At 72.6% G+C, this 12,853-nt stretch carries 12 protein-coding genes, 1 tRNA gene and 1 pseudogene; 2 read left to right on the plus strand and 12 right to left on the minus strand.

Annotated elements, in window-relative coordinates:
* Window positions 1–48: 48 nt before the first annotated feature.
* On the plus strand, window positions 49–885 hold the full coding sequence (locus J2S41_RS31315) for an alpha/beta fold hydrolase (protein WP_310373337.1): 837 nt from the start codon (window positions 49–51) through the stop codon (window positions 883–885).
* A 121-nt stretch (window positions 886–1,006) separates the two neighbouring features.
* On the opposite strand, the gene J2S41_RS31320 is transcribed toward J2S41_RS31315, so the two are convergent.
* Both J2S41_RS31320 and J2S41_RS31325 read right to left on the minus strand, forming a co-directional pair.
* Entirely contained in the window at window positions 1,007–1,342 is a 336-nt protein-coding gene (locus J2S41_RS31320; protein WP_310373338.1) for a hypothetical protein, read from the minus strand.
* Window positions 1,343–1,434: 92 nt separating this feature from the next.
* Window positions 1,435–1,518 (minus strand) — tRNA-Tyr (locus J2S41_RS31325).
* A gap of 157 nt (window positions 1,519–1,675) precedes the next feature.
* Here J2S41_RS31325 and J2S41_RS31330 point away from each other — a divergent pair.
* Window positions 1,676–2,170, plus strand: coding sequence for a YajQ family cyclic di-GMP-binding protein (locus J2S41_RS31330; protein WP_310373340.1), 495 nt, complete (start codon window positions 1,676–1,678; stop codon window positions 2,168–2,170).
* Window positions 2,171–2,521: 351 nt separating this feature from the next.
* Here the strand turns inward: J2S41_RS31330 and htpX are convergent, their stop codons facing one another.
* The 10 genes and pseudogenes from htpX to J2S41_RS31380 form a co-directional block, all read right to left on the minus strand.
* Complete coding sequence (gene htpX, locus J2S41_RS31335) at window positions 2,522–3,385, minus strand: zinc metalloprotease HtpX (RefSeq protein WP_310373343.1); 864 nt, start codon at window positions 3,383–3,385, stop codon at window positions 2,522–2,524.
* Between the two features lie 113 nt (window positions 3,386–3,498).
* Window positions 3,499–4,971 (minus strand): NADH-quinone oxidoreductase subunit N, encoded by a 1,473-nt coding sequence (locus J2S41_RS31340; protein ID WP_374728284.1) that lies wholly within the window; start codon window positions 4,969–4,971, stop codon window positions 3,499–3,501.
* 122 nt (window positions 4,972–5,093) lie between these two features.
* Entirely contained in the window at window positions 5,094–6,758 is a 1,665-nt protein-coding gene (locus tag J2S41_RS31345; protein ID WP_310373345.1) for a complex I subunit 4 family protein, read from the minus strand.
* Complete coding sequence (locus tag J2S41_RS31350; RefSeq protein ID WP_310373348.1) at window positions 6,755–8,749, minus strand: NADH-quinone oxidoreductase subunit 5 family protein; 1,995 nt, start codon at window positions 8,747–8,749, stop codon at window positions 6,755–6,757. Before J2S41_RS31350 ends, J2S41_RS31345 begins: the two co-directional genes overlap by 4 nt.
* A complete protein-coding gene (gene nuoK / locus J2S41_RS31355; protein ID WP_310373350.1) occupies window positions 8,749–9,039 on the minus strand; it encodes an NADH-quinone oxidoreductase subunit NuoK in 291 nt (96 codons plus the stop codon). The genes J2S41_RS31350 and nuoK overlap by 1 nt, the downstream gene beginning before the upstream one ends.
* Window positions 9,040–9,050: 11 nt before the next feature.
* A pseudogene (locus tag J2S41_RS31360) lies at window positions 9,051–9,530 on the minus strand (NADH-quinone oxidoreductase subunit J family protein); the annotation flags it as partial.
* Window positions 9,527–10,042, minus strand: a complete 516-nt coding sequence (locus J2S41_RS31365) for a NuoI/complex I 23 kDa subunit family protein (RefSeq protein ID WP_310373352.1) — start codon at window positions 10,040–10,042, stop codon at window positions 9,527–9,529. The gene J2S41_RS31365 and the pseudogene J2S41_RS31360, both read right to left, overlap by 4 nt.
* A gap of 136 nt (window positions 10,043–10,178) precedes the next feature.
* Window positions 10,179–11,141, minus strand: a complete 963-nt coding sequence (locus J2S41_RS31370) for a complex I subunit 1/NuoH family protein (protein ID WP_310376657.1) — start codon at window positions 11,139–11,141, stop codon at window positions 10,179–10,181.
* Window positions 11,141–11,833 carry an NADH-quinone oxidoreductase subunit C gene (locus J2S41_RS31375; protein WP_310373353.1) on the minus strand — a complete coding sequence of 231 codons (693 nt, stop codon included), beginning with the start codon at window positions 11,831–11,833 and terminating at the stop codon, window positions 11,141–11,143. Before J2S41_RS31375 ends, J2S41_RS31370 begins: the two co-directional genes overlap by 1 nt.
* Window positions 11,834–11,865: 32 nt before the next feature.
* Window positions 11,866–12,780: a bifunctional helix-turn-helix transcriptional regulator/GNAT family N-acetyltransferase gene (locus J2S41_RS31380; protein ID WP_310373355.1), complete on the minus strand. Its 915-nt coding sequence runs from the start codon at window positions 12,778–12,780 to the stop codon at window positions 11,866–11,868.
* Window positions 12,781–12,853: the final 73 nt, after the last annotated feature.

The following is a 12,853-nucleotide window of genomic DNA, read 5'->3' on the forward strand; positions in this document are numbered from 1 at the left end:
CATCTTCCGCATGGCGCCGCCGCGCGTACCCCGTGTTCGCTGTTCCGCATGGAACTCTTCGTCGACGGCGTGCGGCAGGTCTACCAGGTGTACGGCCGCGGACCGATCTGCGTCGCGCACCCCGGCGGCCCCGGACTGCACTGGGAGTACCTGCGGTCGCGCGAACTGGAGGCCCACTTCACCGTGGTGTACCCCGCGCCGGTCGGCACGGGCGCCTCCGGCCGCCTGCCCGGGTACACGCTGGACACCTACGTACGCTTCCTCGCCGCCCTCGTCGACCACCTGGGTGAGCCGCGCGTTCATCTGCTCGGCCACTCCCACGGCGGTTTCGTCGCCCAGAGTTACGCGCTGAGGCACCCGGACCGGGTCGCCGGGCTCATCCTCTACTCCACGTCCCCGGACGCCGGCCCCGGCTTCTGGTCACAGGCGATGGCCGGCCTGGCCGCCTATCCGCGGCGCCACCCGGACGTGCCGGAGGCGGCTGCCGTGCCCGCGGCCCTCCAGCGCGCGGTCGCCGCCCCGGACGACGACACGATGAGCCGCGCGTTCGCCGCCGCCGTCCCGGTGTACTTCGCCGACTTCTGGTCCCGGCGCGCCGACTTCGCGCCGTGGCAGGCCGCGATCCGCATGTCCCGCGCGCCCGCCACCGCCCAGGACCCGGCCGTGTTCGACGTCCGGGCGCGCCTCGGCGAACTGACCATGCCAACGATGATCATCACCGGCCGCGAGGACTTCATCTGCGGGCCGCCCTGGGCGGCGCAGCTGGCACACGGCATACCCGGCTCCCACCTGCGAATCCTGCCGCACAGCGGCCATTTCGCCCACGTCGAGGAACCGGCCGCTTTCGCCACCGCCGCAGCGGAGATCTTGCGGCTCCAGCGGTAAGGGCATCCCTCTGTGGCAGCGGTGAACCGCCGCCCTCCGCTGCGAACGGGAAGGGCCTCAGTGCGAGGGCCGTCGGTCGCGACCCCCGCACATCCGCGGGCGGCGAGGGAAAGGCCGACATCTACGGCAGTCGGTACGCCGCTCTGTCCAATTGGCGCCGTATGCGATGGCCGGACGCGCCGCGATCTGCGGTATGGCAGATCGACCAGTCGTTTTTTTTACCATCGTTGTCGCCCAGGGCGCTGGCCATGGCTCCGAGAGCCCCCGCCAGCATGAGCATCCACACTTGGAGTTCCGTCGGGTTGCCGCTCCACCCCGCCAGCCCGGCCGCCATGACCGCGCCTCCGGCGATCAACGCCGAGGCTGCTCTACGAATCACCACCCGGGGCGACGGCATGTAGCAATAGTGGCACGCACCGTCAACGCATTCGACGTACCCGATGAGAATGTCCGCCACGAACCCGGACCGCCGAGGCCGGCTCTTATCTCCCCCGAGAAGCGGAAAGGCCCCCGACCGCGTTTCCGCTGGTCGAGGGCCTTCAACCTGCCTGGTGGCGGGTAGAGGATTCGAACCTCTGTAGCTTTCGCGACGGATTTACAGTCCGCTCCCATTGGCCGCTCGGGCAACCCGCCAAGGCACACCACCGCGTAGGACGCGCTGGCGAGAGCCAGAATAGCCGTAGCCCTCGGGGGGCTCGCAACCGGGTACGGTCGGCAGGGTGGGTGGGGCCGGAGACGGCCAGACCGAGACAATCTCAGATGTCCCAGCAGGAACAGCAGGAGCAGAGGCATGGCAGCCAACCCGTCGTTCGACATCGTCAGCAAGGTGGAGCACCAGGAGGTGGACAACGCCCTCCGCCAGACCGAGAAGGAACTGGGTACGCGGTTCGACTTCCGCGGTACGGGGGCGGAGATCGCCTGGGCGGGTGAGGACGGCGTCACGATCACGGCGGAGACCGAGGACCGGGTGAGCGCGGCCCTGGAGGTCTTCAAGGAGAAGCTGATCAAGCGGAACATCTCGCTCAAGTCGCTGGAGGCGGGCGAGCCGCGGGCGTCGGGCAAGACGCACAAGATCGACTGCAAGATCGTGCAGGGCATCGCCACGGACAAGGCCAAGCAGATCAGCAAGAAGATCCGCGACGAGGGGCCGAAGGGCGTGCAGGCGCAGATCCAGGGCGACTCGCTCCGGGTCACCGGCAAGAAGAAGGACGACCTGCAGGCCGTGATCTCCCTGCTGAAGTCCGAGGACTTCGGCGTGGCACTGCAGTTCACGAACTACCGCTGAGGCGGTTCGATCACCGGTTGATCCGCGCGGACGGGGTCATGGGCCGACAGGTCGGGCGGCTCGCGCCCGACCTGTCGAGTCGACTCCGTCGCGCGGATCACCCGTCCTTCTCAGCGCGAGTGACTTCCGCCAAGATCCCGGGATCGCGGGCCGCGAGGAGGCCGTAGATCCCGAACAACGCGCATGCCGCGTTCGTGGACTGCGAGGCCTCGTAGATTCGGACGACACGCAGGCCCGCGACCATCTGGATCGCGCGGCTCCGGTCGGGCCGTTGGGCACCGGCCTCTCCGGCGGGCCGAGACGTGGAGCGGCCCCCGCCACACAGAAGGCGGGGGCCGCGGGAGGAAGAGATCAGTGCGAGGCGACCGCCATCGTCTGGAGGCGGCGGATTCGCTCGTCCATCGGGGGGTGGGTGGAGAACAGGGCGGACAGGCCGCCGCCGGTCAGCGGGTTGGCGATCATCAGGTGGGCGGACGACGCCACCCGAGTGTCGGCCGGGAGCGGGATGCGCTGGGTGCCGTAGGAGATCTTGCGGAGGGCGTCGGCGAGGGCGAGCGGGTCGCGGGTCAGGCGGGCGCCGGACGCGTCGGCCTCGAATTCGCGGTTACGGCTGATCGCGAGCTGGATGATGCTGGCCGCGATCGGGCCGAGGACGATCATGAGGAGGAGCGCGGCCGGGTTCGGGGCGTCCTCGTCGTCACCGCCGCCGAGCGGGATGAAGATTGCCAGGTTTGCCAGCATCGTGATGATTCCGGCGAGGCCGGCGGCGACGCTGGAGATCAGGATGTCGCGGTTGTAGACGTGGGAGAGCTCGTGGCCGATCACGGCGCGCAGTTCGCGGTAGTCGAGCAGCCGCGTGATGCCGACGGTGACGGCCACGGCCGCGTTCCGCGGGTTGCGGCCGGTGGCGAACGCGTTGGGCTGGAGCGCCGGGCTCACGTAGAGGCGCGGCATCGGCTGGCCGGCCTCGGTCGCGAGTTCGCGGACCATCTGGTACAGCGCGGGGAACTCGGCCTCGCTGACCGGCCGCGCGCGCATCGAGCGGAGCGCGATCCGATCGCTCCAGAAGTAACCGGCCGCGTTCATGCCGAGCGAGAGCAGGACGGCGACGACCAGGCCGGTGCTGCCGCCGAACCAGTACCCGACGCCCAGGATCATGGCCGTGAGCAGGCCCAGCAGGGCGGCCGTCTTGAGTCCGTTGTGGTGGCTGTGCACGGTGACTCCTTCATCGAGTGAGCTGGTGGCTCACAGAAGGTGAAACACGTTCTCCTCCACCGAATAATCCGCGCGTGCCTGTGACCTTGCTGAGCGTGAGGGGCCGGCCGGAGTCACAGCGCGGTCAGGCGCAGCAGCGGCTCGGGGGCGAAGCCGAGCAGCACGGCCAGCACGGTCGCGGCCACCAGCACGGCGCCGACCGGCCACGGTACGTGGGACCAGCCGGTGCCGGCCGAACCGTCCCGGGTCGGGGTGCCGTAGAGCGACGCGGCCACCCGCACGTAGTAGGCCAGTCCGATCACGGCGTTGAGCGCCACCACCAGCGCCAGCCAGCTCGCGTCGCCGTCGACCAGCGCGCGGACCACGGTCACCTTCGCGAACAGGCCGGCCAGCGCGGGCGGCAACCCGGCCAGGCCGATCAGCGCGAACGCCAGCATCCCGCCGACCCACGGCGCGCGCCGGGCCACGCCGCGGAAGTCGTCCAGGTCGCCGCCGTCCGCCGCGACCGGGCGCAGCGCGACCACGGCGGCGAACGCGGCCAGTTCCAGGAGCACGAAGAACGCGGCGTACGCCAGCGTGGCCGCCACCACCGGCTGCCACTCCGGCGAGCCGAGCGCGGTCGCGCCGAGCGGTGCCAGGATGTAGCCCGCCTGCGCCACCGACGACCAGGCCAGCAGCCGGACGGTACGGGTCTGCCGGAGCGCCACCACGTTGCCGACCGTCATGGTGAGCACCGCGAGCACGGCCAGCACCGGACCGGTCTCCGCGCTCGGCAGCACGCCGTCGACGACCGCGAGCAGCGCCACCACGCCGCCGAGCTTGGACGCGGTGGACAGGTACGCCGCGACCGGCAGTGGCGCGCCGTCGTAGGTGGCCGGCGCCCAGGCGTGGAACGGCACGGCCGCGACCTTGAACGCCAGCCCGGCCACCAACAGTGCGCCGCCCACGCCGGCCAGCGGCAGCCCGGCGTCGAGCGCACCCGGCAGGGTGGACAGGTGCAGCGCGCCGGTCGCGGCGTGGAGCAGCGCCGCGCCGAGCAGCGTCACCGACGTCGCCACCACGCTGACCACGAAGAACGTCACCGCGGAGTCCGCGCTCGCCCGCTGCATCCGCAGTTGCTCGGCCGCGACCTCTCGCTCCGCGGCCAGCGGGAGGTCACCATTCTCCGGCGCGGCGTTCAGCGCGTCGGACGACGTTCGATCCTCCGGGGACGGCTCCGGGTAGACCGGCGCGCCCGCGCCGGTGAAGACCGCGCGCGGCGAGGCGCTGCGGCGCAGCCCGACCAGCAGGTACAGCGGGAGCGTCAGCGTCTCCAGCGCCACGATCAGCGTGATCAGGTCGCCGGCCGCGCCGAGCACCACGCCGCCGGTCATCGAGCAGGCGAGCAGGAAGCAGTACTCCCCGGCCGGTACCGCCCCGGCGCGCAGCATCGGCGCGGAGAGCGCCAGCACGGCCAGCGTGAGCAGCGCGAACAGCACCCCGGCCAGCGCCGCCCGGTCGGTCGCCAGGTATGAGCAGGCGCCGCCCACGCAGAACGACCCGCGATCCGGTCCGGTACCGGTGACCGCGGCCACGACGACGGTCAGCGCCGCGCCGACCGCGGTCCCGGCGGCCACCGCGCGCGGCGGCCCGAACAGGTCGATGAGCAGCACCAGCACCGCGGTCGCCGCCGCCACGTACGCCGGGAGCAGCGCCAGCTGATCGATGGTCACGGACGCACCGCCTCCAGGAGGACACCGATCGGCACGTCCGTGCCGGTGAGCACCAGCGCCGGCCAGACACCGAGCACCAACACCAGGATCACCAGCGGCGACCAGGCGAGCAGCTCGGCCGCCGTCGGCCACCCCGGCACCAGCCGCTCCGGCAACGCCACCTCACTGGGCGCAGCCGACCCGGCACCCCCGGAAGCACCGGCACCGCCGGAAGACGCCACCGCCGCGGACAGCGCCCCCGCCACCGCCCACGACGGGACCAGCAGCGACACCGCCGGGCTGGCCGGCCCGTGCGTCACCCGGCGCAGCAACCGCAGCAGGTAGGCCGCGGTCAGTGCGCCCCCGAACGCCGCCAGCACGGCCAGCGTGATCCACAGCCCGCCGCCGCGCCGCACGGCCGCGACCACCGCGAACGCCTCGCCCCAGAATCCGGCCAGCCCGGGCAGACCCAGCGACGCGATCGCCGCGAAGCCGAGCAGCCCGGCCAGCCGCGGCGCGTTCTCCCGCAGCCCGCCCAACTCGTCCAGGCGGCCGGTGTGCGCGCGGTCCTTCACGGCCCCGGCCAGGAAGAACAGCAGGCCGGTGATCACCCCGTGGGCGATGTTGCCGAGCAGCGCCGCCTGCACGCCGGTTGCGGTCAGCGTGGCGATGCCGAGCAGCACGAAGCCCATGTGGCCGACGGACGAGTACGCGATCAGCCGCTTCAGTTCGGTCTGCGCCAGGCAGACCAGCGACCCGACCACGATCGCCGCGACCGCCAGCACGCCCAGCACGCCGGACAGCGCCTCCGCGCCCGCGGGCGCCGCGCCCAGCCCGACCCGGATCAGCCCGTACGTACCCATCTTCAGCAGCACGCCGGCCAGGATCACGCTGCCCACGGTCGGCGCCTGGGTGTGCGCGTCCGGCAGCCAGGTGTGCAGCGGCCACAGCGGACTCTTCACCGCGAACGCGATCGCCAGCAGCGCGAACGCGAACACCTGCGTGCCCCGGTCCAGCGCGAACGGCGCGTCCAGCAGCGACGACGTCCCGGCCCCGGTCACCACCACCAGCACGCCGACCAGCAGCAGCACGGAGCCGAACAGCGTGTAGAGCGCGAACTTCCGCGCCGCCGCCCGCTGTGGCTCCCGGTCCGCCGGGTCCGTGCCGTAGTGCGCGCCGCCCCAGACCGCGATCACCGCGTACATCGGCAGCAGCACGACCTCGAAGAAGACGAAGAACAGCACCAGGTCGAACGCGAGGAACGTGCCGAGGATGCCCACCTCGATCACCAGCAGCAGCGCGGTCAGCAACCGGCCGGGCCCGCCCGGCGGCACCCGCCAGACCGTGTAACCGCAGCACAGCAGCGTGAGCAGCGCGGTCAGGACCACCAGCGGGTACGAGATCGCGTCCACGCCGAGCTGGAAGCGCAGGTCGAGCGCGGGCACCCAGGGCAGGTCGACCAGCGCCCACGGCCTCGGCGCGGCGGGCTCCGGGGTGTACGCGAACCAGCTCCCCCACCGCAGCGGCACGGCCACGGCCAGCGTCGCCGCGGCGATCACGGTGCCGAGCACGCGGGCCTGCCGGTCACGCGCGGCCGGCAGCAGCGCCACCGCGAGCGCGCCCAGCGCGGGCAGCGCGAGCAGCGCGATCAGCAGCGCGGACGACGTACCCGGGGCGATCATGCGCCACCGCCCAGGATCGCGGCCGCGAGGCCGATCAGCAGCACGCCGGCCAGCAGCGCGGTGGCGGCCCGGGGCAGCGGCGCCCGGTGCGCGCGGGCCAGCAGCCCGCCGAGCCCGGTGGTGCCGCGGCCGGCGCCCTCCACCGCGCCGTCCACCACGGACTCGTCGACCCGGCGCAGCGCCGCCGCGATCGCGCGCGCCGGTCGTACCACGGCATGGTGTTGCAGGTCATCGAGGTGGAACGCGTGGGCGAGGACCGGCCGGAGCGGGCCGAGCGCGCTCGCGGGGTCGGCGTCCGGCCGGCGCCGCCACAGCCACCACGCGGAGATCGCGCCCGCGGCCAGCAGCGCGAGCGCCAGGAACAGCGACGGCGAGACGTGCGGCGCGGCCAGGCCGAGGTCCGCGCGCGCGTCCGGCAGCAGCGCGATCAGGCCGAGCAGCGCGCTCGGCACCGCCAGCGCCATCACCGGCCAGTGCATCAGCGCGGGCGGATCCAGCGGTCGCGGCTCCGAAGGCGGCGGTGGTTCCGCGGTCTCCGCCGCCTCCTGGACCTCCTTGCGGGCCAGCGCCTTGGCCTTGCGCGCGGCCTCCAGCTCCAGGTAGGTGGGCTTGCCGACGAACGCGGGCGTCACCGACGGCTCCGGCGCGGGCGGGTGCTCCGCCGCCTCCGCGCGGGCGGCCGGGACCGGGCCGAAGAAGACGCGCAGCAGCAGGCGCGTCGAGTACCAGGCGGTCAGCGCCACGCCGAGCAGCGCCACGACCCAGATGACCAGCGCGATCCAGGCCGGGACCTGCCCGTGCCCGTCACGCGCCTCGGCCGCGGCGGCGATCACGCTCTCCTTGCTCCAGAACCCGGCCAGCGGCGGCAGCCCGGCCAGCGCGCCCAGGCCGATCGCGGTGCACCAGAAGACGTCCGGCATGTTCTTCCGCAGGCCGCCCATCCGGGACATCAGGTTGCTGCCGACCGCGTGGATCACGCAACCGGCCGCGAGGAACAGCAGCGCCTTGAACGCGGCGTGGGTGAGCAGGTGGAAGATCGCGGCGCCGGGCGCGCCGATCGCCAGCGCCGCCGCCATGTAGCCGATCTGCGACACCGTCGACCAGGCCAGCACGCGCTTGATGTCCTCCTGCGCGGTCGCGGCCAGCGCGCCGAGCAGCAGCGTCACGGCCGCGATCAGGCCCAGCACGCTCAGCGCGAGCGGGGACTGCACGAAGACCGGGTAGAGCCGGGCCACCACGTACACCCCGGACGCCACCATGGTCGCGGCGTGGATCAGCGCGGAGACCGGCGTCGGGCCGGCCATCGCGTCCGGCAGCCAGGTGTGCAGCGGGACCTGCGCGCTCTTGCCCGCCACCCCGGCGAGCAGGAGCAGAGCGATCCAGCCGGGGTACGTACCCGCGAGGATCTCCGGGATGCCGAACGTGCCCGCGTGCACGGCCAGGAACGCGATGCCGAGCAGGAAGCCGACGTCGCCGACGCGGGTGACCAGGAACGCCTTCACGGCCGCGGCCGGCGCCTCGGGCAGCGTGCGGTCGTGCCCGATCAGCAGGTACGAGCAGGCGCCCATCACCTCCCAGCCGATCAGCAGCAGGATCAGGTCGTCCGCGGTCACCACCAGCAGCATCGCGGCCGTGAACAGGCTCACCTGGGCGGCGTAGGGTGCGTACCGCTCGTCCCGGTGCAGGTAGCCGAGCGAGTAGACCTGCACGGCCAGCGCCACCGCGGTCACCGCCACGGACACCTGGATCGCGGTCAGGTCGGCGCGCAGGCCGAGCCGTACCGTCAGATCCCCGATCGTGATCCACTCCGCGGACGCGACGATCGGTTCGCGCGCGGTGGCCAGCAGCGTGACGGCGGTCAGCAGGGAGAGCGCGGACGCGGTGATGCCGAACGCGGCGGCCGGGAAGCGGCCCCTGCTCGTCGCCGGCAGCAGCAGGCTGCCCAGGCCGACCAGCGCCGGCGCGGCGATCATGAAGATGACCAGCGCCATCAGTGCTTCTCCGCCAGGTCGATCCGGTCCACCGCGACCGTGGTGCGCAGCCGGTAGAGCCGCAGGATCAGTGCCAGGCCCACGCCGACCTCGGCCGCGGCCAGCACGATCACGAACAGCGCGAAGACCTGGCCGTGCACGCTCCCGGTGGTGACCAGCACCAGGTTGACCGCGTTCAGCATCAGCTCGACGGCCATCAGCAGCAGGATCGCGTTCCGCCGGCGGAGCACGCCGAAGACGCCCAGACCGAACAGGATCGCCGCGACCACGTACGGGATGACGGGGTGCATCAGTGCTGCCCCCGGCTGACCACGATCGCGCCGACCAGCGCGGCGAGCAGCAGGATCGACAGCACCTCGAACGGCAGCACCCAGGTCTGGAAGACCGCCTCGCCGAGCCGCTCCGCGGTCCCCGGCTCCGGGTACGGCACGCGCGTCCAGCGGTACGCGTCCGCCAGCAGCGCGGCGAGCCCGAGCCCCGCGCCACCGCCGATCACCGCGGCGGGCCAGGCCGGCCGGTTGAGATCGTCGGAGCGGCCGATCGGCGCGCGGGTCAGCATCACCGCGAACAGCAGCAGCACCACGACCGCGCCCACGTAGATCAGCACCTGCACCCAGGCGACCAGCTCGGCCGCGAGCACCAGGTAGAGCCCGGCCACCGCGCCCAGGCAGACCACCAGGTAGAGGCCGGCCCGGACCAGGTGGTCGGTCAGCACCACGAGCGCGCCCGAGCCCACCGCGACCGCGCCCAGCGCGAGCAGCAGCACGTCCGCGCCGGTCACGCCCCGGCCTTCTTCGCGACCGCCGCCTCCTCCTTGGAGGGCTCACCGTTCGGGTCGTGGGCGGGCGGCGGTGGGACCGTCGCCATCCACTCGCCGAGCCGCGTCTTGTCGTGCAGCAGGTCCCGGATGTCGTGCTCCGCGTACTCGAACTCGGGCGTCCAGTAGAGCGCGTCGAACGGGCACGCCTCGATGCAGATCCCGCAGTACATGCAGAGCGAGAAGTCGATGTCGAAGCGATCCAGCACATTCCGCTGCCGGGCCCGGGCCGCGCCGGGCGCCACGACCTCCTCCTTGTGCGAGTCGATGTAGATGCACCAGTCCGGGCACTCCCGGGCGCACAGCATGCAGACCGTGCAGTTCTCCTCCAGGAGCGCGATCACCCCGCGCGACCTCGGCGGCAGCTCCGGCTGCACGTCCGGGTACTGCTGCGTGGTCGACCGCCGGGTCATCGTCTTGAGGGTGACGGCGAGCCCTTTCGCCAACCCCTCACCAGGCACAGCCATGGGCCTCATCCTGCCTGCTCGACCGTCCTCATGCGAGCACACGGCGCAAAACTTCCATTCCGGTACGGCGCGATACTCCGTTCCGTCAGCAATTGATCGACGGCATTCCGCATCGGGGCGAGCCGGAATCGGGAATCGCTTCCGCTCAGATGGCCAGGCGGACCGCCGCGGTGACGATGAGCTGGGCGAGGGCGGTGGGGACGAGGATGAGCCAGCAGAGGCGTTGGAGCTGGTCCTCGCGGAGGCGGGGGTAGGAGACGCGGAGCCAGATGATGACGAAGGCGACCGCGAATATCTTGATCAGCGTCCAGAGCCAGCCGAGCGTGTCGTCGGCGAACGGGCCGCGCCAGCCGCCGAGGAAGAGGACCGTGGTGAGCGCGGAGATGACCACGATCCCGACGTACTCGGCGAGCAGGAAGAACGCGAAGCGCAGCCCGGTGTACTCGGTCATGTAGCCGAAGACCAGCTCGGAGTCGGCGATCGGCATGTCGAACGGTGGGCGGCGGATCTCGGCGAGCGCGGCGACGAAGAAGACCGCGAGCGCGGGCGCCTGCCAGATCAGCCACCACGGCCGCCACGCCTCGACGATGCCGGGCAGCGACAGCGTCCCCGCGGCCATCGCCACGCTGGCCGCGGCCAGCACCAGCGGTAGCTCGTAGCCGAGCAGCTGCGCGGCGCCCCGCAGGCCGCCGAGCAGAGAGTACTTGTTCGCGGAGGCCCACGCGGACATCAGCACCGCGACCACGCCGACGCCGACCACGGCGAGCACGAAGAACAGCCCGATGTCCAGCGGCTGCGCGACCAGGTCGCCGGGTCCGAGCGGGATGACCAGGAGCACCAGCAGGTACGGCACGAGCGCGACGATCGGGGCCAGCTTGAAGACCGGACCGTCGGCCTGGCGCGGCGTGACGTCCTCCTTCTGCACGAACTTGACGCCGTCCGCGACCAGTTGCGCCCAGCCGTGGAACGCGCCCGCGTACATCGGGCCGAGCCGGCCCTGCATGTGCGCCATCACCTTGTGCTCGACCTGGCCGACGATCAGCGGCAGCGTGAGGAACGCGATCACCACGCCGGCGATCCGGATCAGCAGCTCCACCCAGAGCGGCATCACTCACCGCCTCCGTCTCCGCCGGCGGGCGGCTCCGGGACCGGCATGCTGCCGGTGGCGCCGCGCGCCGGCCGGGGCGGGCGCTCGGCGCGGGCCGGCGGAAGCTGCCCCGCCCGCGGCCCCCACTCGTTCGGATCGGGCACGCCCGGCGGCCGCATCGGCGCGCGCTTGCCGGTGCCGGCCGCGGCCTCGCCCGGCTCCTTCGCTCCCGGCCACGGCTTCGCCACCCGGGACGCCAGCACGAAGTCCTTGCGCAGCGGATGCCCCTCGAACTCCGGCGGCAACAGCAGCGGGCGCAGGTCGGCGTGCCCGGTGAAGCCGATCCCGAACATCTCGAACGTCTCGCGCTCGTGCCAGGCCGCGCCCGGGTAGAGCCCGACGATCGACTCCAGCTCCGGCGCCTCGCGCGGCACCCGGGTGCGGACCAGCACGCCGTCCCGGCGGCGCGTCGACCACAGGTGCGCCACCACCGCGAAGCCGCCGTCGAGCTCGTCCACGGCGGAGAGCCAGTCGAAGAAGTCGCACCCCAGCCCGGCCGGTGACCGGGCCGCCTGGATCGCGGCCCACCAGCGCGCCGGGGGCACGTCCACGGTGGCCCGCGCGAACGCGTCGCCGCCGGCGGACACCGACGCCTCCGCGTCGTCGCCGCTGAGCTGGCTGACCAGGCGGGTGCCGACCTCTTCGGGCGTCATAGGACAGATCCTAGGGACAACGGGGGTACGTGTCAGAGCGTCAGCGACCAGGATTCCTTCACGAGGTCGTGGCCGTGCGCCCGGACCGGCTCGGCGGAGTCCATCGTGAACCCGGCGCGCAGGTAGATCCGGCGGGCCGCCTCCATCGCGCCGTACGTCTCCAGCACCATGCGCGCGTACCCGGCCTCGCGGGCGAACCGGATGCACTCGCCGACCAGCCGCCCGCCCACCCCGAGCCCGCGCGCCGCCGCCTCGACCAGCAGAATCCGCAACTTGGCGGTGGTGTCGTCGACCCGCACGCACATGATCGACCCGACCGGCTCGCCCGCCACGTCCGCGATCCAGACCGCCTCCCGCGCGGGGTCGTGACCGGTCGCGTAGTCGGCGACGATCCGCGCCACCCACGCCTCGAACGTGCCGTCGAAGCCGTGCTCGGCCGCGTAGACCGCGCCGTGCCGCTGCACGATCCAGCCGAGGTCGCCGGGGTGCGGCGCGCGCAGCACCACGATCCGGCCGGGCGCGTCGCCGGGCGGCCCGAGCAGCTCGGTGATCGTGCCCATCGCGCCGAGCAGCCGGGCCCGGTCCGCGCCGGAGAGTTTCCCGAGCATCGCGCCGATCGTCTCGGTGGCCCGCGCGTCGAGCGTGGCGGCGGCGGCCCGGCCGCGATCGGTGAGCGTGACCGTGCGGCGGCGGCCGTCGGTCTCGGAGCGTGACTGGATCACCAGGCCGTCGCCGGTGAACCGGGTCATGATCCGGGTCAGGTAGCCGGGGTCGAGGTCGAGCGTGCGCCGCAGGTCGAGCAGGTCCCGCCCGGGTCCGGCGGCCAGTTCGTAGAGCACTCGCGCCTCGGTCAGCGTGTACGGCGTGTGCAGGTGCTCGTCCTGCAGCGCGCCGACCAGGTTGGTGTAGAAGCGGTTGAACGCGCGAACGGTGGCGATGTCATCCATGCGGGCTCCCGGCCGTACCGTCGATGATCTTTGATCGAATCAACTATTCCTTTGTCTTAGTCAAAGAATATAC

The organism is Catenuloplanes atrovinosus (genome assembly GCF_031458235.1).
Lineage (GTDB): Bacteria > Actinomycetota > Actinomycetes > Mycobacteriales > Micromonosporaceae > Catenuloplanes > Catenuloplanes atrovinosus.